General features: G+C 62.9%; 18 protein-coding genes. 15 read left to right on the top strand and 3 right to left on the bottom strand.

Features of this window, described 5'->3' with window-relative positions; translation table 11 throughout:
* Positions 1-77: 77 nt before the first annotated feature.
* Positions 78-1,100 carry a LacI family DNA-binding transcriptional regulator gene (locus IM737_RS09390; protein ID WP_236899649.1) on the bottom strand — a complete coding sequence of 341 codons (1,023 nt, stop codon included), beginning with the start codon at positions 1,098-1,100 and terminating at the stop codon, positions 78-80.
* 161 nt (positions 1,101-1,261) lie between these two features.
* On the opposite strand from IM737_RS09390, the gene IM737_RS09385 reads away from it, so the two are divergent.
* From IM737_RS09385 to IM737_RS09360, 6 genes are all read left to right on the top strand, one after another.
* Positions 1,262-4,039 carry a glycoside hydrolase family 2 protein gene (locus IM737_RS09385; RefSeq protein WP_236899648.1) on the top strand — a complete coding sequence of 926 codons (2,778 nt, stop codon included), beginning with the start codon at positions 1,262-1,264 and terminating at the stop codon, positions 4,037-4,039.
* A gap of 194 nt (positions 4,040-4,233) precedes the next feature.
* Positions 4,234-5,313, top strand: a complete 1,080-nt coding sequence (locus tag IM737_RS09380) for an ABC transporter ATP-binding protein (RefSeq protein WP_236899647.1) — start codon at positions 4,234-4,236, stop codon at positions 5,311-5,313.
* A gap of 92 nt (positions 5,314-5,405) precedes the next feature.
* On the top strand, positions 5,406-6,680 hold the full coding sequence (locus IM737_RS09375; protein WP_236899646.1) for an extracellular solute-binding protein: 1,275 nt from the start codon (positions 5,406-5,408) through the stop codon (positions 6,678-6,680).
* A 163-nt stretch (positions 6,681-6,843) separates the two neighbouring features.
* A complete protein-coding gene (locus tag IM737_RS09370) occupies positions 6,844-7,725 on the top strand; it encodes a carbohydrate ABC transporter permease (protein WP_236899645.1) in 882 nt (293 codons plus the stop codon).
* The gene (locus IM737_RS09365) at positions 7,722-8,606 is read left to right on the top strand and encodes a carbohydrate ABC transporter permease (protein ID WP_236899644.1); all 885 of its coding nucleotides are present in this window, start codon (positions 7,722-7,724) and stop codon (positions 8,604-8,606) included. Before IM737_RS09370 ends, IM737_RS09365 begins: the two co-directional genes overlap by 4 nt.
* Positions 8,607-8,692: 86 nt before the next feature.
* Positions 8,693-9,550, top strand: coding sequence for an SMP-30/gluconolactonase/LRE family protein (locus tag IM737_RS09360; protein WP_236899643.1), 858 nt, complete (start codon positions 8,693-8,695; stop codon positions 9,548-9,550).
* 25 nt (positions 9,551-9,575) lie between these two features.
* Here the strand turns inward: IM737_RS09360 and IM737_RS09355 are convergent, their stop codons facing one another.
* Positions 9,576-10,586 carry a LacI family DNA-binding transcriptional regulator gene (locus tag IM737_RS09355; protein ID WP_236899642.1) on the bottom strand — a complete coding sequence of 337 codons (1,011 nt, stop codon included), beginning with the start codon at positions 10,584-10,586 and terminating at the stop codon, positions 9,576-9,578.
* A 283-nt stretch (positions 10,587-10,869) separates the two neighbouring features.
* On the opposite strand from IM737_RS09355, the gene IM737_RS09350 reads away from it, so the two are divergent.
* The 8 genes from IM737_RS09350 (at position 10,870) to araD (ending at position 19,401) form a co-directional block, all read left to right on the top strand.
* The gene (locus tag IM737_RS09350) at positions 10,870-12,114 is read left to right on the top strand and encodes an alpha-L-fucosidase (protein WP_236899902.1); all 1,245 of its coding nucleotides are present in this window, start codon (positions 10,870-10,872) and stop codon (positions 12,112-12,114) included.
* A 4-nt stretch (positions 12,115-12,118) separates the two neighbouring features.
* On the top strand, positions 12,119-12,928 hold the full coding sequence (locus IM737_RS09345; RefSeq protein WP_236899641.1) for a DUF4037 domain-containing protein: 810 nt from the start codon (positions 12,119-12,121) through the stop codon (positions 12,926-12,928).
* Between the two features lie 81 nt (positions 12,929-13,009).
* Positions 13,010-14,224, top strand: coding sequence for an ABC transporter substrate-binding protein (locus IM737_RS09340; protein ID WP_236899640.1), 1,215 nt, complete (start codon positions 13,010-13,012; stop codon positions 14,222-14,224).
* Positions 14,225-14,302: 78 nt separating this feature from the next.
* A complete protein-coding gene (locus tag IM737_RS09335) occupies positions 14,303-15,238 on the top strand; it encodes a carbohydrate ABC transporter permease (protein ID WP_236899639.1) in 936 nt (311 codons plus the stop codon).
* A complete protein-coding gene (locus IM737_RS09330) occupies positions 15,228-16,079 on the top strand; it encodes a carbohydrate ABC transporter permease (protein WP_236899638.1) in 852 nt (283 codons plus the stop codon). The genes IM737_RS09335 and IM737_RS09330 overlap by 11 nt, the downstream gene beginning before the upstream one ends.
* 83 nt (positions 16,080-16,162) lie before the next feature.
* Positions 16,163-17,221, top strand: a complete 1,059-nt coding sequence (locus tag IM737_RS09325; protein ID WP_236899637.1) for an ABC transporter ATP-binding protein — start codon at positions 16,163-16,165, stop codon at positions 17,219-17,221.
* Positions 17,222-17,349: 128 nt separating this feature from the next.
* Positions 17,350-17,577 carry a hypothetical protein gene (locus IM737_RS09320; protein WP_236899636.1) on the top strand — a complete coding sequence of 76 codons (228 nt, stop codon included), beginning with the start codon at positions 17,350-17,352 and terminating at the stop codon, positions 17,575-17,577.
* Positions 17,578-17,652: 75 nt separating this feature from the next.
* Positions 17,653-19,401, top strand: a complete 1,749-nt coding sequence (gene araD / locus IM737_RS09315) for an L-arabinonate dehydratase (protein ID WP_236899635.1) — start codon at positions 17,653-17,655, stop codon at positions 19,399-19,401.
* Between the two features lie 141 nt (positions 19,402-19,542).
* Here the strand turns inward: araD and IM737_RS09310 are convergent, their stop codons facing one another.
* Entirely contained in the window at positions 19,543-20,565 is a 1,023-nt protein-coding gene (locus tag IM737_RS09310; protein WP_236899634.1) for an aldo/keto reductase, read from the bottom strand.
* A 277-nt stretch (positions 20,566-20,842) separates the two neighbouring features.
* On the opposite strand from IM737_RS09310, the gene IM737_RS09305 reads away from it, so the two are divergent.
* Positions 20,843-22,384: a tryptophan halogenase family protein gene (locus tag IM737_RS09305; protein ID WP_236899633.1), complete on the top strand. Its 1,542-nt coding sequence runs from the start codon at positions 20,843-20,845 to the stop codon at positions 22,382-22,384.
* Positions 22,385-22,692: the final 308 nt, after the last annotated feature.

Here is a 22,692-nt window from a genome sequence, read left to right as displayed (position 1 = left end):
TCGATGTCCCAGTAGCCCTCATGGTGAGGTGCGAGCCCTTCGCGAGCCTCGAACCACGAGGGCGTGGCACGGCGCTTCTAGCCCTTCACCGCCGCCACTGAGCTACGCTCGATAAACTCGCACTCGATCTTGACCTTTTGCAGCCGCTCGTCCTGGTCGGCGTCTTCGTAGCTGTCGAGCAGTTCGGCTACGGCCCAGCGGGCCATTTCGTCATGCGGCAGGACCAGGGTTGAGAGCGGCGGATCCATGTTGGCGGCGAGGTCTTCGTTGTCGAAGCCGACGATGGAAATGTCTGCTGGCACCGATAGACCGAGCATGCGGGCGGCTTCGTAGCAGCCGATTGCCATGCGGTCGTTGAAGCAGAAAATGGCGGTGGGCGGGTTGGGTCGCGACATCAGGGCGAGTGCGGTTTCGCGGCCGCCGCGTATGGTCCAGCCGGCTTGTTTAACGAGGTCTTCGTCGACCGGGACATTCCATTCGGCCATGGCCTGGCGGAAGCCGTTTTCGCGGTCGACGGCGGCTTCGACGAAGATTTCGCCGGTCATGTGGGCGATGCGGCGATGGCCGGCGCGGAGTAAAGCCTGGGTGGCGGTGTAGCCACCGACGATGTCGCCGGGCACGACCGAGGGGAAGCGAAGCTTGCGCTCGTAGCAGTTGAGCAGAACCAGCGGCAGCTCGGAAAAGGCTTCCGGAACAGTGACTTGGCGGGTGATGAGCGTCGTATAGATGACGCCGATGGTCTTTTGCGAGACGAGCAGATCGATCGCCGCCTGTTCCAGAGCCGGGTCGGACTGGGTGCAGAACATGGCGACGGTGACGTCCTGCAGGGCCGCTTCGTCGCGGGCGCCTTCGATGAACTGCGCCGCAAAGGGTGTGGTCGAGACTTCGTCGAGGAAGAGGCCGATGACGCGCTTGCGGCCTTTGGGCACCGGATGGGCCTTGCCGCGGCGGTAGGACAGCTGTTCAGCAGCTTCCAGCACGCGGCGGCGTGTGGCCTTGGAAACGCGAGCGTTCGGCACGCCGTTGAGGACGAGAGACACGGTGGCCTGCGACACACCGGCCAACTCGGCCACGTCCACCATCGTCGCGCGTTTTTCCACCGGCCCTCACCAACATCCCATTCGATGTAACGCCGCTTTCTACCCGGAAATGTGCCCGGAGTGCTAACCGAAAACGCACAGACACGAGACCCCTTGCCAAGGCCATCGCAGTCGACCTATGGTGATAAATATATAACTAATATTGGTTGAGGAGCTGAGGGATGGAGCGGACGAACCTTGCGCAGGTTGCCGATAATGATTCGGGTGCGCGTCGTCGCCTGTCGCTGGATGGCGTCTGGCAGTTCCGCCATGAGGATGGGCCGTGGCGCGAGGCGCATGTGCCCGGTCCGTGGCAGGCCGAATTCTCCGACCTGGTCGATACGAGCGGTCGCGCCGTCTACAAGCGCAGCTTCGCGCTGCCAGAAGGCTGGGGCAGCCAGGAACTGGCACTGCAGTTCGGTGCCGTGAGCTATTTCTGCGACGTGCTGCTGAATGGCCAGGTGGTGGGCAGCCATGAGGGTGCCTTCCTGCCGTTCGAGATCGTGCTGCCGGCCTCGGCGCTCAAGGCGAACAACGAGCTCGAAGTGCGCGTGACCATGCCGTCGGCCGATCACCGCGCCTATCCCGACTATCCGTTTGGCGAAGTGCCGCATGGCAAGATTTCCTGGTATGGCCGCATCGGCGGGCTGTGGCAGTCGGTGGCGCTCGAAGCGCGCGATCCGGCTCATGTCGAGAGCATCGTGATCACGGCCGGCATGGATGGCGTGGCGCATGTCGAGCTCGGCACGTCGGCTGCTGCCAATGGCAAGCCGGTCAAACTGTCGGTGCTCGATGCGAAGGGCGATGTCGTGGCCGAGGCCTCGGCCACTGCTGGCGCGTCAACAGCCGCGAGCCTGACGGTTGCCGGGGCGCTACTCTGGTCGACGGATGAGCCGAACCTCTATTCGCTGGTTGTCGATCTGGGGACCGACAAGCGGGTCGAGACTTTTGGCTTCCGCACGGTTGAGGCCAAGGGCGGGCAAATCCTGCTCAACGGCAAGCCGATCTATATGCGCGGTGCGCTGGACCAGGACTATTACCCCGATGGCATCTACACGCCGCCATCGCTGGAGTTCCTCGAAGACCAGGCGCGCAAGGCCAAGCATCTGGGGCTGAACCTGCTGCGCTGCCACATCAAGGTGCCGGATCCGCGCTATTACGAAGTCGCCGACCGCCTGGGGCTCCTGGTCTGGACCGAGGTGCCCAATGTCGCCAATTTCACCAGCAATTCGGCTCGGCGCATGCGCGAGACGATGGAAGGCATCCTCAAGCGCGACCGCAACCACCCCTCGATCATCGCCTGGACGCTGATCAACGAGGATTGGGGCACGCGGCTGATGGAGAATGCCGAGCACCGGCAGTGGCTCAAGGACAGCTATGACTGGCTGAAGGCCGAGGACAAGACGCGTCTCGTGGTCGACAACTCGGCCTGCTTCCCCAACTTCCATATGAAGACGGACCTCAACGACTATCACTACTACCGCTCAGTGCCCGAGCGGCGGCAGGAGTGGGACGACATCACGGCCCAGTTCGCCGGTGGTGCCGACTGGACCTTCTCTCCGCTTGGCGATGCCGAGCGGCGCGGCGACGAGCCGCTGATCGTTTCCGAATTCGGCGTGTGGGGCCTGCCCGATCCGAAACTGCTGCGCAACGAAGACGGCAGCGAGCCGGACTGGTTCGAGACGGGCTCGCTTTGGGGCGATGGTGTGGCGCTGCCGCATGGCATCGAGGAGCGGTTTGCATCTCTCGATCTTCACAGAACCTTCGGCTCGTTCGATGGCTTCATCGAGAACGTGCAGTGGTACCAGTTCATGAACCTGCGCTACCAGATCGAGGAGATGCGTCGCTATCCCTCGATCATGGGCTATGTGATCACCGAGCTGACGGACGTCCATTGGGAAGCCAATGGCCTGATGGACCTCAAGCGCAATCCGCGCGTGTTCCACGACGTGTTTGCCCAGATCAATACCGATACGGTCATCGTGCCGCGGCCAGAGCGTTATTCGGCCTATGCCGGTGAAACGCTTGTCGTCGATGTCACGATCGCGACGGGCGGCAAGGCCTTGCCTGACGGCGCGACACTGCGCTGGTCGGGCGATGCTTCGGGTTCTGTTGCGATCGCCGCGACCGGTCCTGTCTCCACTACCAGCCCGCAAGCGCTCAAGATCGACCTCCCGGCCACCGGCGCGAGCCGCATGGCACGACTTGAATTTGTGCTCGAGGCTGGCGGCGATGTCGTGGCGCGCAACAGCTGCGACATCGCCCTCTATGCCAGGCGGGATACGTCGGACTTGCCGACCATCGCCGCTGCGGACGCAGCGCTCGCCACCTATGCGACGGGGCTCGGCTACAATGTCGTGCCAGCCGACCAGGCTGACATTGTGCTCTGCCACGCGGTTGACGGTGCCCAGGTCGAAGTGATGAAGGCCGGTGGCCGTTTCCTGATCCTGGCCGACGGCACCGTCGAGACCAACAAGAACCTGCGCACCGATATGCCCGATGGCGAACTGCCGCATCGCAGCATCGTGGCCGATGGCAAAAAATTCCGCCCCAGCCTCGACCAGCATTTGCCGGGCATTAGCCTGGTCGAACGCGACGGCACGATCTGGCGCGGCGACTGGATCGCCGGCTTCTCGTGGATCCGCCGCGATGGTCCGTTCGCCACTATTCCGGGCGGCCCGATCTTCGATCTCAGCTTCTCCGATGTTGTGCCGCATCACCTGCTGACCGGTTTCCGGCCCTGGGAATTTGGCAACAACGTGCATGCCGGGACGGTGGTGGGCTGGGTCCACAAGCCGGCGGCGATCATCGGCGAAAAGCGCGTGGGGCGTGGCGGCGTGGTCGCGACGACCTTCCGGCTGATGCGGGAAGCGCCGGGTGCCGATCCGGTGGCGGCGGCTTTGTTCGATGCGCTGGTCGTGGCGACGAAGGAATTGCAGCGGGACGAAGGGACGATTTGAGTCTTGTGCCCCACCCCCTCATCCGGCGCTGCGCGCCACCTTCTCCCGCAAGGGGAGAAGGGTGACGACTGAGGGCTCTCAAGTGATCGCCTTCTCCCCTTTGCGGGAGAAGGTGCCCGAAGGGCGGATGAGGGGTTTGCCCCGATAACGGCCAGAAGACAGCAAAGCTGCGCTGGCACAACGAGGAGGAAGACATGGCCGATATCGTGCTGTCCGACGTCAGCAAGTCCTACGGGCAGGTGCAGGTGCTCGATAGCGTCTCGATGCATATCAAGTCGGGCGAGTTCATCGTTTTCCTCGGGCCATCAGGCTGCGGAAAATCGACCTTGCTGCGGATGATCGCCGGCCTCGAAGAGGTCAATGACGGGCAAATCCATATCGGGGACACCAGGGTCGACCAGTTGCCGCCCAATCAGCGCGGCGTGGCCATGGTGTTTCAGAATTACGCGCTCTATCCGCATATGACGGTGCGCGAGAATATGAGTTTTGGCCTGCAGAATGTGGGCACCGACAAGGCCGAGATCGTGCGTCGGGTCGAAGATGCGGCCCGCATGCTGGAGATCGGGCAGTTGCTCGAACGGCGGCCGAGCCAGTTGTCGGGTGGTCAGCGCCAGCGTGTCGCCATCGGTCGGGCCATTGTGCGTGAGCCCAAGGCCTTTCTGCTCGATGAGCCCCTCAGCAATCTGGATGCAAGCCTTCGTGTCCGCACGCGGGTGGAGCTGGCGCAGCTGCACCGGCGCATCGGCACGACGATGATCTTCGTGACGCATGACCAGACCGAAGCCATGACGCTGGCGAGCCGCATCGTGGTGATGAACAACCGGCGGATCGAGCAAATCGGCACGCCGATGGATGTCTATTCCCGGCCGGCGTCGCGTTTCGTTGCGGCGTTTGTCGGCTCGCCGGCCATGAACTTCCTGCCGGTGGCGTCGATTGCCGAGAGCGGCGGCAAGGCGGCGGTCAATGCCGGCGGTGTTGCGATCGCTACCGATATTCCGATTGCCAGCCTGCCGTCGCGCGAAGGGCTGACGCTGGGTGTGCGCCCGGATGCCCTGAGGGTCACAGCAGGCGGTTCGATTTCGGGAAATGTCGAAATCATGGAGCGACTGGGCGACCGGACGCTGGTGCATGTGCGGCTGCCCGATGGATCGCTTGTCATCGCCGAGGACGGTGGCAAGAGCGCGCTGGAGCCGGGCGTGACGGTGTCGCTCGCGGCGGCGCGGAGCGAGACGCACATCTTCGACGCAGAGGGCGTCGCCTACCACTCGAGCTGAGACAACCAGTTTCGGCGGTGCGGACTACAAGCTCAATGCGACGCACCAGCCGATTGACGAGCATAGAGCAGCAACCTTTTTGGGAGGAAAGAATGACGAAATCTCTACGTCGCCTGGCTTTGGCTTCGACCGCGTTTTTCGCGCTCGCAACCGGCGCCATGGCGCAGCAGACCGTGGTGTGGTGGGACTTCCTGGCCGGCGGCGACGGCGTGCGCATGAAGGCGCTGATCGAGGCGTTCAACACCGAACATGCCGGCGAAATCACCATCGAGAACACGACGCTGGAATGGGGCACCCCGTTCTACACCAAGCTGCAGACGTCGGCTGCCATCGGCGAAGGTCCCGATATCGCGACCTACCACCTCAGCCGCATTCCGCTGGCCGTCGATAGCGGCACGCTGAGCGAAATCACCGACGAGGATATGGCCGGCGCCGGCATTTCCGATGCCGATTTCACCGCCGCGGCATCCGACGCCGGCAAGGTGGATGGCACCCGCTATGCCGTGCCGTTCGACCAGCATGGCCTGATCCTCTACTACAACAAGGATATGCTCGCCGAAGCCGGGCTGATCGGCGACGATGGCCTGCCAACCGGGCTCGACGGCCTCGAGAACTTCAATGCCGTGCTGGCCAAGTTCACCGGCGACGGCAAGTATGGCGTGTCGACCCCGACGGGCGATCGCTACCGCACCATCTATAGCCTGTTCGGCCAGCAGGGCGGCACGATGTTCGACGAAGCGGCCGGTGGCTTCTTCCCCACCGACGAGGATGTTGCCAAGCTGACGGCGGCCATCGATGTGGTCAAAGGCTGGGTCGATAGCGGCTATACGCCGGTTCAGGTGGAATCGCCTGCCGCGCTGGCGCTGTTCACCTCGCAGCAGTCGCCATTCTTCATCATGGGTAACTGGGAAATCCCGACTTTCGTCGATCTCCATGCCAAGGGCGAGCTGTTCGAATGGGGTGCAGTGGAACTGCCGACTTTGTTCGAGACCAAGGCCGCCTGGTCTGACAGCCATGCTTTCGTGATCCCGGCCAATGCCGGCAAGGAAGCCGATGCCGACAAGCGCGCTGCCGTGCTCAAGGTCATCGCCTGGATGGACCAGCATTCGCTGGACTGGGCCGGCGCGGGCCATATCCCGGCTTACAACGCGGTGCGTGACAGCGCCGAGTTCCAGACGCTGAAGCCCCAGTCGGACTATGCCGGCTTTGCCGACACCGCCGTGTTCGATCCGCGCACCATCCTGGCCGGCCCTGCCGCGCCGCTGGGCGATGCCTGGAGCAACTATGTGAACCCGGCCACCACGGGCGAAATCGAGCCTGCCGATGCGGCGACGCAGATGCGGGACGATCTGAACGGGCAGCTGTAGGCGCACATCGCGCCACACACACCGCGCGGCACCTCCCCCTTGATGGGGAGGTTGGGAGGGGGTGCGAGAGCCCCGATATAGGGGCCAAACCACCCCCTCCCTTGATCCCTCCCCACAAGGGGGAGGGTGTCGACTGACAGACCGGATCACCTAGGATCGTGCAATGCTCAGGGACAAACGAAGCGAATATCTGACGGCGCTGGTGCTGGTGGGGCCGTTCGTCCTCATCTATGGCGCGCTGTTCGTCTGGCCGACCATCCAGATGGTGATGCTGAGCTTTACCAAGGCGCCGCTGATCGGGCCCGGCGACTGGGTGGGGATCGACAATTACGTCAAGATCCTTGGCCACAAGCTGTTTCATTCCGCGTTCTGGAACACCGCCTACTTCGTGCTGCTGACGGTCGTTCCCAATACGCTGGTGTCGTTGCTCATCGCCATGGCGGTGAACCGGCTCAATGGCTGGGTCCAGGGCTTCGTGCTGGCCTGTTTCTTCCTGCCCTATATCCTGCCGGTGTCGGTGGTGTTCCTGGCGTGGAACTGGATCATCGACGTGCAATATGGGCTGGCGCAGGTGTTCGTGCGGCCGTTCAATGGCGGCGAGCCGATGTCGCTGACGCGGACGATTCCGGCCTTCATGCCGACGGTGGCGTTTGTCACCGTGTGGTGGACGATGGGCTTCAATATCCTGCTGTTCATCGCCGGATTGCGCAATGTGTCGCCCGAGATCTATGAGGCGGCGCAGCTCGATAGTGCCGGGCGGTGGCGGCAGTTCAGCCGGATCACCTGGCCGCTGTTGTGGCCGATCACGGCTTTGGTGCTGACCATCCAGTTGATCGCCCAGCTCAAGATTTTCGACCAGGTGTACCTGTTCTCGATCGGCGGGCGGCAGGACGCGACGATTACGCTGGTGCAGTATGTCTACAAGCTCGCCTTCCAGCAGAACAAGGGCGGCGAGGCAGCGACGGCGGCGGTGCTGCTGTTCGGCATGATCGTGGTCCTGTCGGTGCTGCAATATCAGGTGCTGCGCACACGAGGTGACAAATGACCGCCGAAGCTCTTCCGCGCAGCCAGGCCGCCGTGGCGACCCGCGGCCGTCGCGACCGGCCGCTCGATCTCATCGGGATCGTGCTGACCGCCATCACGCTTATCGTGGCTCTGGCATCGTTCTTCCCGATCTATTGGGCCATCATCACGTCGGTGAAGCCGGATGGCGACATCATCTCCGGCGACAACGCGCTGATCCCGGGACGGCTGTCGTTCGACAGCTATATCCACATCTGGAACAACACCAATATCGCCACCTGGTACGTCAATTCGTTCGTGACCTCGATCCTCATCACTGCGCTGGTCATCGTGAGTTCGGCGGGCTGCGCCTATGCGTTGAGCCAGCTCGACTTCCCGGGACGGCGGATCATCTATGTGCTGATCCTGGCCTGCTTTATGGTGCCGATGCAGGCGCTGATCGTGAACCATTTCGTGCTGATGGCGCAGTTCAAGCTGCTCAATACCTGGGCCGGCATCATCCTGCCGCAGCTGATCGTGCCGGTGGTGATCATCGTCTACAAGCAGTTCTTCGACAGCGTGCCCAAGGAGTTCCGCGAAGCGGCGCAGATGGATTCGGCGGGGCATTTCAAGATTCTGTTCCGCATCTATCTGCCGATGAACTGGGGCGTCACGGCCGCCTTGGCCATCATCACCTTCATCGGGGCCTGGAACAGCTTCCTCTGGCCATTCCTGGCGGCGACGGGCGAGGCGACGATGACTGTGCCGGTTGGTATCACGCAGGTGAAGGACGCCTATGGCATCGTGTTCGGCAAGCTGATGGCCTCGGCTGTGGTGGCGGGCCTGCCGGTGGCGATCGTCTACCTGATCTTCCAGCGCCGGGTGACGCAGGCGATCATGCTGTCGGCGGGCGTCAAGGGATGAGGCCTAGCGCCCGGTGATTGACGAGTCGGCGCTTGAGCGGCGATGAGTGCATTCAACAACCGAACAGATGTTCGGGGGAGGGGTGCATGGAATTTCGTCCGCTGCTGGAGCATCGCTGCTCGGCGGAGTCGCCGGTCTGGGACGATCGGCGGCAATGCGTTTTCTTCGTCGACTTCACCCAGCCGGCGGTGCGCTGCGCCAATCTCGATGGCAGTGGCCATAGGCACTGGCCGATGCCCGAACTTGCCAGCAGCATCGGTCTTGGTGAAAGCGGACGGCTGATCGTCGCCCAGCCGAGGAGCCTGTTGATACTCGACCCTGATAGCGGCCAAACGCAATTGCTGGCCCGGATTGTCGGCGAACCGGCGGATAACCGGCTCAATGACGGCAAGGTGGGGCCGGATGGCGCCTTCTGGGTCGGCAGCATGGATATGCGGCCGGCGCGCGAGAGGTTGGGTTCGCTCTATCGCGTCAGCGGCAAGGGCGAGGTGACGCTGGTGCTGCGGCAGGAGACCGAGATTTCCAACGGCTTGGCCTGGTCTGACGATGGCCGGGTCATGTATTTTTCCGACTCGCGCGGTCCGTGGGTGGATCGGTTCGACTTCGATCCTGCTACCGGCACCATGCGCAATCGGGTTCGGTTCGCGGAACTCAGCGAGACTTTGGGACGGCCGGATGGTGCCGCCTGCGATGTGCGTGGGCGCTACTGGAGCGCGGGCGTTTCGGCTGGCCGGCTCAATGTGTTCGGGACCGATGGGGCGATCGAAGCGGTGATCCCGACACCGGTCGCGGCGCCAAGCATGCCGGCCTTTTGTGGACCAGATCTCGACAGGATGGTGGTGACGTCACTTATGCCGGCCAATCCCGGCGTGCTCGACGGCGCCTTGTTGATTGCGGATGCGCCGGTGCGTGGCGCGCGGGTGCATCGCTGGCGCGATCGTTAGCATTGGTAATTGGCTGCGCCGTGCTCTAGCCGATCCTGCGGCATGAATTGCCGGGAACGAATTTTGGCGCCAGGACGAAGTCCTGCGGGGGTTCGCCGGCAGAGTCAGCATTGGTGATGCGGTGCAGCAGGCGGCGGGCGATGATGCCGCCGAGCTTGAGCGTGTCCTGCACCACCATGGTGATGCGCGGGGTGATGACGTTGCTCCAGGCGACGTCGTCGATCATGGCGAGGGAAATGTCGTCGGGGCAGTTGAAGCCAAGCTCCTGCATGGCCTGGAGGGCGGCCAGGGCCACGGCATTGTTGGCTCCCAGGATCGCGGTGGGGCGCTCCGGCTGGATGAGGAGACGCATGGCGGCCTCGTAGCCGGCGGACCGGGTGAACTGGCCGTCGACCACATAGTTGGGAATGACCTCGACGCCTGAACTGGCCATGGTTTCGGCGAAACCGCGGTAGCGCTCGGAGGCGGTGTGCATATGTTGCGGCCCGGCGATGAAGGCGATGCGCCGATGGCCCATTTGCAGCAGGTGCTCGGTGAGCATCGCGCCGGCCAGGTAATTGTCGGAGCCGACGAAATCGCGCTCGATGCCAGCCACCTTCTGGTCAAAGCAGACCATGGGGATTTTGAGGCTCTGGATAAAATCCACGTAGTCCGGCCCGAAACTTGAGGGCGCCAGGGCCAGACCCGCGACCTTGAGGCCGATCAGGTGTTCCAGCATCACCCGTTCGCGGTCGGTCTTGCCCGAGGAATCGGTGATGACGACGAAATGCTGGTGCTCGAGAGCATAGTTTTCGAGTTCGCGGCGGATGTCGCCGAAGAAGGGGTTGCCGACATTGCCGACCACGAAGCCGATCATGCGGCTCTTGCCGCGCGCCAGACTCTGGGCCAGCGGATCGGCCACATAGCCGACGGCGGCGACGGCGCCGCGGATGCGTTCGAGGGTCTTGGCACTGACCCGGCCGGGATTGCTCAACGCCAAAGAGACTGTCGAGACAGACACTTCGGCAAGCTTGGCAACATCGCGGATGGTGGCCATTCGAACTTTCTCGAAGCGTTTCTAGAAAATCTAAAGCGTGTCACATTCTGTCGTATCCTGTCGAAATACCTACCATTTCTGCCACTTTGTGCAATGCAAATGTTGGTTCTGCATAAGGTTCAGAATCGGGGTTGACTTCGGAACCTAGCCAAAAGAGGATAATCATCGAACCGGTTCGATTATGCCGGAATAGGAGGATCCAGTTTTGGACAGCGCACTCACATTTGGTGGCGGCATCGACGCAGCGCCGGGCAAGGCCTGGTTTGGCAATGACCGTTTCGGGATGTTCATCCACTTCGGCCTGTACGCACTGGGTGCGCGGCACGAGTGGTTGCAGCATCGCGAGGAAATCGCGCCCGAGGACTATCGGAAGTATTTCGAGAACTTCAATCCGGACCTCTATGACCCGCGCGAATGGGCGCGGCGCGCCAAGCAAGCCGGGATGAAATATGTGGTGCTGACCGCCAAGCATCATGAAGGTTTCTGCCTGTGGGACAGCAAGTTTACCGACTACAAGGCGACCAACACGCCTTACGGCAAGGACATGCTCAAGGCCTATGTCGATGCCTATCGGGCCGAAGGGCTTAAGGTCGGCTTCTATTACTCACTGATCGACTGGCACCATCCCGAGTTTCCGATCGACGGCATCCATCCGCTGCGCAACCACCCTGATGCGCTCGAGATGAACAAGACGCGCGACGTGACCAAGTATGCGGAATATATGCGCAACCAGGTCACCGAGCTGCTGAGCGATTTCGGCGACATCGCCGTCATCTGGTTCGATTTCAGCTATCCCAAGCGCGACTATCGCGGCATGCCCGGCAAGGGCCGTGCCGATTGGCAGAGCGAGGAGCTGATCGGCCTGGTCCGGCAGTTGCAGCCCAATATCATCGTCGGCGATCGTCTCGATTTGCCGACCGATGGCAACTTCCCCAAGGACCTGGCGACGCCGGAGCAGTACACGCCGCGCGTGGCGCCGACGGCCAATGGCAAGCCGGTGCGTTGGGAGGTGTGCCACACCTTCTCGGGCTCGTGGGGGTATCACCGCGACGAGAGCACCTGGAAGGATGCCGGGCAACTGATCAACATCCTCGTCGATACGGTGTCGCTTGGCGGCAACCTGCTGATGAATGTGGGGCCGACGGCGCGGGGGACGTTCGACAAGCGGGCCATCGCGGCGCTCGAAACCTATGGCGATTGGCTGCATCTAAATGGAAGGTCGATCTACGGGGCCGGGCCGTCCGAGCACAAGGCGCCCAATGGCACCAAGTTCACCCAGCGCGGCAACCGGCTCTACCTGCACGTACAGACCTGGCCGTTCCGCCACATCCACATCGAGGGACTGGGCGGCAAGATCAAGTATGCGCAGTTCCTGCATGATGCCAGCGAGATCCACTGGCTCGACCCCAAGGCAGAGGTCGATTCCAATATCGGCGTCGCCGTCGGCGAGAACATGCTGACGCTCGAACTGCCCGTCCTCAAGCCGGACGTCGTGACCCCCGTCATCGAGCTGATCCTCAAGGATTGACGCTGTGTTCGAGCCCGACATCGGTGTGGAGATGCGCGAGGCCGACCTGATCGCGACCATGACTCCGCTCATCGCCGACCTGGCCGAAAATGGCCTTGGGGCGGTGGCGCTGGCGGGGTCGCGCGGCAAGGGGCGGTCCGACGAGCAGTCGGACTACGACTTCCGCGTCTATGCCGATGCCTATCGCGGGCCCGATATCCATGAGACCGAGCAGTGGAAGCGGTTCGAGAGCGCCATGCATGAATGGGAGGCCAGGGGCTTCCGCATGGATGGCGTGTGGATGCGCAGTTATGCCGGGGTGCGGCGCGATCTCGATGCCTGGCTATCCGGCACGGCGGTGCCCAAGACGTTCGAATGGACGATCTGGGGCTATCACCTGCCGACCGATCTCGCCAACCAGCAGATCACCTTCGATCCCGAGGGCGCTCTGGACGGATGGAAGCGGCAACTCGCGGTTTATCCCGAAGCCCTGCGGGCCTCGGTGCTGCAGCAGTATCGGGAGGTGCTGCACTACTGGGCCGGTGACTATCACTATGAGAGCAAGGTCGCCCGGCGCGACCTGGTGTTTCTGGTGGGCCTCACCGGCAAGCTGGCCAATGCGATCCTGCAGGTCGTGTTCGCGCTCAATCGCGCCTACTTCCCCGGCGATGGCTGGAACCTGCCCATGGCGGCAGAGCTAGAGCGCCTGCCGCCGGACTTTGTTGTCCGCATGACGTCGATTCTGAGCGCCGGCAGCGACGCCGTCGCTCTTCGACGCCAGCGTGAGGAGCTCATCGCCATGATCTCCGATCTGGAGGTGCTGATCGCGGCCTGACCGCCGCCATCCATGCCGGGGTGGAGGACCCCGGACCGCAGACGACTGAAACGCAAACGATATGACAGAGGAGAGACTATCGTGAGACTTTCGATGGTACTGGCTGCCGCCGCACTGGCTGGCAGTTCACTGACTGCAACCGCTCATGCCCAGGAACAGGTCAACCTGACCTGGCAGATGTGGGGCGACGAGGCCGATACCGCACTGTTTACCAGCCTGGCCGATCTCGTCACCGCCGAATATCCCAATATCAAGGTGACGCCGCAGTTCTCGGGCTGGACCGATTACTGGACGCGCCTGCCGGTGCTGGCGTCGTCGGGCCAGATCGCCGACCTGGTCGCCATGCAGTCGATGCGCATGCCGAGCTTCTATTCGATCCTGGAGCCGCTCGATTCCTATATCGAGGCCGACGGTCTCGATAAGGCCGAGTTCGAATCCTCGATCATGGACGGCCTTTCGCATGACGGCACGCAGTATGCGCTGCCCTATGACGTGGGTCCGTGGCTGGTCTATTACAACCGCGACAAGTTCGCGGCAGCCGGCATTGCCGAGCCGGCGCTAGACTGGACCTTCGACGATTTCAAGGCGGCTGCCATCGCGCTGACGGAAGGCGAGAATTACGGCTACGCCACCCAGTCCTTCGACTATGTGGCCGGCCCGATCGCGCTGGGTGCGGAATATTTCAACGATGCCAACCAGTTCGACGTGACCAATGCCGGCTATGTCGACGCCGTATCCAAATACGCCGACCTGACGGCGGTGGACAAGGCGTCGCCGGTGTTTGCTTCCGGATCGGGCGCCATTACCGGCAGCGGACGCTTCGCGGCGGGCAGCGCGGCCATGTATATCGACGGGCCCTGGGTGCTGCTGAACACCAAGGACAGCGTCGACTTCCAGATGGGCGTGGCGCCGCTGCCGCGTGGCGAAGGCGAGTCGCGGTTCATTACCGCCGGTTCGGGCTGGGGTGTTGCGGCGGCCAGCCAGCATAAGGAAGAAGCCTTCCAGGCGCTCAAGGTGCTGACCGGTCCCAAGGCTGCAGAAATCCTGGCTTCGGCGGGGCGCGCTCTGCCGGGACGCCTGGCCGAACAGGACTTCTGGTATGATGTGGCGGCCAAGGATGTGAGCGGCACGCGCGAAACGCTCAAATACATGTTCGAGCACTCGACCCCTTTCCGCCTTAACGAATACTGGAACGATTTCGAGAACCTGCTGACCCAGTACATGCCGCTGGCGCTCAATGGCGACAACACCACCGAAGGCGTGCTGGCCGACATCCAGAGCCAGTTGCCGATGTAAGCAAACGGGGCCCGGCCGGTATCGTCCGGCCGGGTTTGCCATCGACGCCGAAGAACGGCGCGGCGGAAGGAGGAGCCCATGACGATTGCTCAAGAGACTGCCGTGACGGTCAGCCGGCCAGACACGCGCCGCCGCAATCGGCTGGATGTGAGGGAAGGGCGCACCGCGTTCTTTTTCCTGCTGCCCAGCCTGATCGGGGTGATCCTGTTCCTCGTGCTGCCGATCATCGCATCGGTGGTGCTGAGCTTCACCAACTGGAAGCTGCTCGGCCAGCCAGCCTTTGTCGGCTTTGCGAACTATGTTCGGCTGTTCACCGCCGATCCGCAATTCTGGCCGGTGCTGCGCAATACGCTGTTCTTCACCGTCGAATATCTGGTGCTGAACCTGGTCATCTCGCTTGGCCTCGCCGTCTGGATATCGAGCCTCAAGGTCGGCCAGAAGTGGTTCCGGGTGATCTTCTTCCTGCCCACCTTCACGCCCGGCATCGCCGTCGCCATCGTCTGGATGCTGATCTTCGCCCCGGGCGGCTTTTTCGACTTCATCATGGGCGCCATGTCGATCCATATCCCGAGCGTCTTGACCGACCAGACGCTGGCCATGCAGGCGGTGGTCGTGGTCTCGCTCTGGGCCGGGGTCGGCTACAATACGGTGCTCTTCAACGCGGCGCTCGACATGGTGCCGCAGAATTATCTCGAGGCGGCGCGGATCGATGGCGCGACGGCGTGGGACCGGTTCTGGAAAATCCGGTTGCCGCTGATTTCGCCGACGCTGTTCTTCGGCTGTGTCATGACCGCAATCACCTCGCTGCAGGTGTTCGACCAAATCTATGTGATGACGCGCGGTGGGCCGGGCAATGCCACGGCGACGCTGGGCTATGCGATCTACCAGAAGGGCTTCCAGAATTTCCAGATGGGCTACGCCTCGGCCATCGCCTGGGTGATGTTTGCGCTGATCATGGCGCTGACTGCCTTCCAGTTCTGGATGCAGCGCAAGTGGGTGCATTATGACAACTAGGTCCAAATCCCGCGCCGGAACGCTGGCGCTCGATATCCTCAATCATGGGGCGCTGGGGCTGGTGGCGCTGCTGTTCCTGTTCCCATTCTTCTGGATGGTGTCGAACGCGGTGCGCAGCAATGCCGAGGTGCTGGCCATTCCGGTGCGCATCCTGCCCAACGTGTTCGAATGGGGCAATTTCGCTGCGACCTGGACGCAGCTGCCGTTCGGACGGTTTTTCCTCAACAGCGTGATAGTGTCTGGCAGCGTGACCATCATCACGGTCGTGGTGTCGTGCCTCTCCGGCTACGCCTTTGCGCGGCTGAAGTTTCCCGGACGCGATGCGCTGTTGATGGCGTATCTCGGCACGCTGATGGTGCCGTCCATCATGCTGATCATTCCGCTGTTCCTGATCGTTAACAGCCTGGGCATGGTCAACACCTTCCAGGGGGTGATCCTGCCGGTGGCGTTCGGGACGTTCGGTTCGTTCCTGCTGCGGCAGTTCTTCCTGTCCATCCCAATGGAGCTCGAAGAGGCGGCGCGCATCGATGGCGCCTCGCGGCTGCGAATTCTCATCAGCATCATCGTGCCGCTGTCGATGCCGGCGATCGGGCTGCTGTCGCTGTTCACCTTCATCGGGCAGTGGAACAACTTCCTGTGGCCGCTGATCGTGATGACCGGGGCGGACAATGCGACGCTGCCGGTGGGGCTGACGCAGTTCCAGACGCAGCAGGGCACGGCGTGGAATTACATCATGGCCGGCGCGACGCTTTCCATGCTGCCGGGCATCGTCCTCGCCATCCTGCTGCAGAAGCTCATCTACAATTCGATTGCACTGAATGCCGGCATGGGCGGCCGGTAGGTGTGCGGGCCGCTGAGTGACTAGTCCTCCCACAGCTGTCCGCACACCTCCACATCTTCACCAGAACCACGGAGCCAACTGAAATGGCCAGCATTACCATCCGCAACGCCGTCAAGGCCTATGGCTCGGTAGAGGTGCTCCACGGCGTCTCCGTAGCCGCGCGCGACGGTGAATTCGTGGTTCTGGTGGGGCCTTCGGGCTGCGGCAAGTCGACCTTGCTGCGCATGATCGCAGGCCTCGAATCCATCACCGATGGCGAAATCGAGATCGGCGACCGGGTGGTCAACGAGCTCGAACCCAAGGAGCGGGACATCGCCATGGTGTTCCAGAGCTACGCGCTCTATCCGCATATGACGGTGCGGGACAACATGGCATTCGCGCTCAAGCTGGCGCGGCGTAGCCGGGAGCAGATCGACAGTGAGGTCAACCGGGCGGCCGAGATTCTCGATCTGGCGCCGCTGCTCGACCGCTATCCGCGCCAGCTGTCCGGCGGGCAGCGGCAGCGCGTGGCCATGGGCCGGGCCATCGTGCGCAATCCGGCGGTGTTCTTGTTCGACGAGCCGCTCAGCAATCTCGATGCCAAGCTGCGCGTGCAGATGCGATCCGAGATCAAGGCGCTGCACCAGCGGCTGGGCGCGACGATGATCTATGTGACGCATGACCAGATGGAGGCCATGACCATGGCCGATCGCATCGTGGTGATGCGGGCAGGCCATATCGAACAGGTCGGCACGCCGCTCGAGATTTACGACACCCCGGCCAACAGCTTTGTCGGCAGCTTTATCGGCTCGCCGGCGATGAACCTGATCGAGGGCACGGTGGTTGATGGGCCGGCCTTGCGAGATGGCGAGGGCGCGCTCTGGCCTTTGCCGCGGCGTGCTGCGGTCTATGCGGGCCGTTCGGTGCAGTTGGGCATCAGGCCCGAGCATATCCATGTGCAGGCCAATGGCGTTGAGGCCAGCGTGCGGAGTGTCGAGCCGACCGGCTCGGAAACCCATATTCAGCTGCAGATTGGCGGCAAGATCATCGTCGCAGTGCTGCGCGACCGGCCAGGGATCGCGGTCGGCGACGCCATCAAGATCGGCTTCGACAGCGAGCGCTCGCAACTTTTCGACCGGCAAAGTGGTTTATACCTGAGCTAGGCAAACCGCCGGTGAGAGACCGGCGCGCCGCAATCCATATGGCTGACCGAAACCGCCCTCCAGTTAACATAGTTAACTGCCGGCGGCTTTTGGCTCTGCTATGGCGCGGGCCTTATCAAGGAGAGACCGTGACCAGTTATCGCATAGTGGACTGCCGTACCGACGTTATCGACCCGGCGGAAGTGATTGTGGACAATGCCAGTTCGCCCGAGGATGCGGCGCTTAAGGCGCTTGGTGAAGTGCTGGTGCGCAGCGGTCGCAAGAGCGATCTGCGCGTGCGGGTATATTTCCAGCATCCGGGACAGGTGATGTCGATGGTGCGGCTCTACGCCAAGGCTGCTGATCGACCGGTCTGAGTATCTTGTATGGAAGTTCGGGCTGGGCCATGATCGCGCCGCGCCGTCGAGGCGCGATATTCGCGAGTTTAGCCCATGACCTCCCGCCATCCCCACACCAAGAAGCCCGAGGATTTGCGTTCGGCACGCTGGTTCGCGCCTGACGACCTGCGTGGCTTCGGTCATCGGTCGCGGCTGCTGCAGATGGGCTACGCGCCGGAGGATTGGGTGGGCAAGCCGGTTATTGCCATTCTCAATACCTGGTCGGACCTCAATCCCTGTCACGCGCACTTCAAGCAGCGCGTCGAGGATGTGAAGCGCGGCGTGCTGCAGGCGGGCGGCTGGCCGGTGGAAATGCCGGCGGTGACGCTGGGCGAGACGTTTATGAAGCCGACGACCATGCTGTACCGGAACCTCCTCGCCATGGAAGCCGAGGAGCAGTTGCGGGCGCATCCGGTGGATGGCGTGGTGCTGATGGGTGGCTGCGACAAGACCACCCCGGCTCTGATCATGGGGGCGCTGAGTGCCGGATTGCCGATGATCTTCCTGCCGGCCGGACCGATGCTGAGCGGCAATTATGCCGGGCAGAAGCTGGGTTCGGGCTCGGACGCGTGGAAGTATTGGGACGAGCGGCGGGCGGGGAATATCACCGACGCCGAGTGGTTCAAGATGGAGTCGGGGATCGCCCGGAGCTACGGCCACTGCATGACAATGGGGACGGCTTCGACCATGACGGCGATTGCCGATGCGATGGGGCTGACGCTGCCGGGGGCGTCGTCGATCCCGGCTGCCGACGCCAACCATATCCGCATGGCTTCGGGCTGCGGGCGGCGCATCGTCGAGATGGTGTGGGAGGAGATGACGCCGGACAAGATCGTCACGCCGGCCTCGTTTAGAAACGCAGCCACGGTAGCGATGGCCACGGGGTGCTCGACCAATGCGGTGGTGCATCTGCTGGCCATGGCGCGGCGGGCGAAGATCGAGTTTACCCTGGACGACCTTGATGCGCTGGGGCGGACGACGCCGCTGATTGCCAATGTGCGGCCATCAGGCAAGGGCTACCTGATGGAGGATTTCTTCTATGCGGGTGGTCTGTTGGCGCTGATGCGCAATCTGGGCAGCAAGCTCGATCTGACGGCGCTGACCGTGTCGGGGCTGACGCTGGGCGAGGCGATTGGCGATGCGCCGATCTACAATGACGATGTGATCCGGACGCTGGATAACCCGGTCTATCACGAGGGCTCGCTGGCGGTGCTGCGGGGAAATCTGGCGCCTGACGGCGCGGTGATCAAGCCTGCGGCCTGCGACCCGAAATATCTGGTGCATCAGGGGCCGGCTTTGGTGTTCGACAGCTATCCCGAGATGAAGAAGGCGGTCGACGATCCCGATCTGGACGTGACGCCCGACCATGTGATGGTGCTGCGCAATGCCGGGCCGCTGGGCGGGCCGGGCATGCCGGAATGGGGCATGCTGCCGATGCCGACCAAGCTGGTGAAGCAGGGCTATCGCGACATGGTGCGCATTTCGGACGCGCGGATGAGCGGCACGAGCTATGGCGCCTGTGTGCTGCATGTGTCGCCCGAGAGCCATATCGGCGGGCCGCTGGCATTGCTGCGGACGGGCGATATCGTGGCCATCGATATTCCCAACCGGCGGCTGGACATGCTGGTGGATGAGGCGGAACTGGCGGCGCGGCGGGCGGCGTGGGTCAAGCCGGCGGATCGGTTCGAGCGGGGCTATGGTTGGATGTACGCCGGGCACGTGACGCAGGCGGATCAGGGCTGCGACTTTGATTTTCTGGAGCCATCGTTTGGTGCGACGGCGGGGGAGCCGGATATTTTTTGAGAGTTCCAAGGGGCCCCACACCCACCGGTCGTCCCCCTCGGGCTTGACCCGAGGGCGCTACACTTGCGGGCCCATCGATAAGTACAGTGCCCTCGGGTCAAGCCCGAGGGTGACGTGCAGTGGGTGGGATGGCTGACCGCCCTACCAGCGCGGCTTGCCGTCGGTGAAACCGGGTGCGGAAGCCTTGTCGATGGCGGCCAGTTCTTCAGCAGTGAAATCGAGGTTGTCCAAGGCACCGAGATTGTCTTCGAGCTGCTCGATGGTGCGCACACCGATCAGCGCCGAGGTCATTTCCTTGCGGCGGAGGACCCATGCCAGTGCCAGCTGCGGCATGGTCTGGCCGCGGGCTTTGGCGATCTCGCCGAGGGCGTCGACGGCCTGCAAGGTTTCCGGCTTGATGTTCTCGGCTTTGAGGAACGGGTTGTTGGACGTGCCGCGCGAACCCTTGGTGTCGCCGGTATTGTATTTGCCCGACAGCACGCCCTGGGCCAGCGGCGAGAAGGCGATGACGCCGATGCCGAGGTCGCCGCAGGCATTGATGGTCTTGTCGTTCTCGATCCAGCGGTTGAGCGTCGAATAGCTCGGCTGGTGGATGGTGCAGGGGACGCCTGATGACTTGAGGATGCGGTGGGCTTCGCGCGTCTCGGCTTCCGGATAGTTGGAGATGCCGACATAGAGCGCCTTGCCCTGCGCGACGATGCTGGCCAGCGCGCCCATGGTCTCCTCAAGTGGGGTCTTGGGATCGAAGCGGTGCGAATAGAAGATGTCGACATAGTCGAGGCCGAGGCGCTTGAGCGACTGGTCACAGGAGGCAATCAGGCTCTTGCGGCTGCCCCATTCGCCATAGGGGCCATTCCACATGTTGTAGCCGGCCTTGGACGAGACGATCAGCTCGTCGCGATAGGGCTTGAAATCGCGCGCCATGACCATGCCGAACAGCTCTTCAGCCGCGCCGGGAGGCGGGCCGTAGTTGTTGGCGAGGTCGAAATGGGTGATGCCGGCATCGAAGGCCCGGCCGAGGATGGCGAAGGCGGACGGGTAATCGCGCGTGCCGCCGAAATTCTGCCAGAGGCCGAGGCTGATGGCCGGGAGCTTGAGGCCCGATTTGCCGGCATGGCGGTATTGCATGGTCTCGTAGCGCCCGGGGGCGGCCTGGTAGGTCATGTGTGTCTCCTCGATTGGCGCAGTGACTACCATACCAGTGGGGTAGGGCGGCAACCCTATTCCGCTCCACAACCACGATGTCATCCGGCGAAGGCCGGGATCCTGGTTCGCATCTGCCCATAAGTTGGATGGTGCGGAAAGCCGGACTTGGATTCCGGCCTTCGCCGGAATGACGCGGTGGGAGGAGGGTCCGCTAACGCCTCGGAGATTTCCGGTTTTCTAAGACCGGCTTGCACGCGGCGAGGCTGCCCCATAGCCTTGTCCTTGGAGGACTATCATGGATCGGCAATCGCATTTCGTGGTCGTCGGCGGGGGCACCGCCGGCTGGATCGCGGCTTTCATCATTCAGGATGCGGCACGGCGGAAGGGGCTGAATGCGCGCATCAGCGTGATTGAGCCTTCGAGCATTCCAACCGTGGGGGTGGGCGAAGCGACGACGGCGGCATTCCGCGTGTTGCTCAAGCATTTCGGCATCGACGAATTCGAGTTTTTCAGGAAGACCGAGGCGACCTTCAAGCTGGGCATCCGGCACGAGGACTGGCGGCGCAAGGGCTTTACCTATTACGGGCCGATCGACGACCCGCATCAGGTTGTGGCTGCGCCCAAGGGGGCCCCATCGGACTATCTCAATGTCTATGCCATCGCAGCGGGCAAGCCTATCACCGACATGCATCTGTTTGGGCCGCTGCTGGAGCAGAAGAAGGCGCCTTATGCCAAAAAGGCCGATGGATCGCTGATCCCGCTGGGGCCGTTTCATCACGCCTATCATTTCGACCAGGCCAAGGTCGGGCGGTTCTTTGCCAGCAAGTCCAAGGGTGTCGAGATCATCGATGCGGTGGTGTCGGGCGTGCAGCGCAATGCCGAGACGGGCGATGTGACGGCTTTGCAGCTCGACAACGGGCAGACGCTCGAAGCCGATTTCTTTATCGATGCGACGGGCTTCCGCAAGCAGCTCATCGTCAAGGAAATGCAGGCGCCGTGGATTTCCTATGCGCATGAATTGCCGGTCAACCGGGCGCTGCCGTTCTGGCTCGATATCAAGCCCGGCGAGGAGATCGCCAACTATACCCGCGCCTGGGCGCAGGATAGCGGTTGGATCTGGATGATCCCGACGCAGACCCGCTATGGCTGCGGCTATGTCTATTCGGACGAATTCTCGACGCCGGAGCAAGCCAAGGCCGAGGTCGAGCGGGTACTGGGCCGCGAGATCGAGGTGCGCAGCGATATCCGGTTCCAGATCGGGCGGCTGGAAAATGCCTGGGTCGGCAATGTGCTGGCGGTGGGGCTGAGTTCGAGTTTCCTCGAGCCGCTGGAATCGACGTCGATCCACGGCACGATCGTGCAGATGATGCTGTTTGCCGACCGGCACCTCAAGCATGCGGCGGACATGACCCCCGCCGATCGGACCGACTACAATGCGCGGGTGGGGCGGCAGGTCGATGACTTCCGGACGTTCGTCAACACCCACTACATGGTCGAGCGCGACGATACCCCGTTCTGGCGCGAGGTGCGGGCCAATCGCATCCATCCCGAGACGAAACAGCGGCTGGACTACTGGCAGCAGCACATGCCGCGGCACGAGCATTTCCCGGAAGACCTGTTCGGCCTGCCGCATATCCAGACGCAGCTGCACTATCCGGTGCTGGCCGGGCTGGGGCTGTTGAGCCAGGATTTGGCGCGCAAGGAAATGGACAAGGACCCCAAGCTCCGGCAGTTCGCACGGGAGGCTTATGAGGGGCTGGTGAAGGAGTATCGCGAGGCGGCAAAGCATGCGCTGGGGCATGCGGAGTTTTTGGAGATTGTGCGGGGGATGGGGTAGCGTCGATCTCAGGAGCGCATGATGACTGACTTTGAAACCCGGAGACGCTGGTTGGGAGGCGCCGTGGTGGCGGTTGTCCTAATTATCTTGTCGATGGTCGGGGCGCACCTTCTTGGGGCGCCGCGCTGGGGCCTCTTCACATGCGATCAGAACCTATCGGCAGATGGTGGCTCGGCACTTCCAGGTGGCAGCAGGGCAGCATGCAAGTGACACGCCGTTGTGCAACGGGGTGCCACGACCTCGTGGTTCGACAGGCTCACCATGAGGTCTACTGGAGTTTGTCATCCCACCGGCCGTCACCCTCGGGC

This window comes from Devosia sp. SL43 (genome assembly GCF_021729885.1).
Taxonomy (GTDB): Bacteria; Pseudomonadota; Alphaproteobacteria; order Rhizobiales; family Devosiaceae; genus Devosia.
This window is presented reverse-complemented; position numbering and strand designations above follow the sequence as displayed.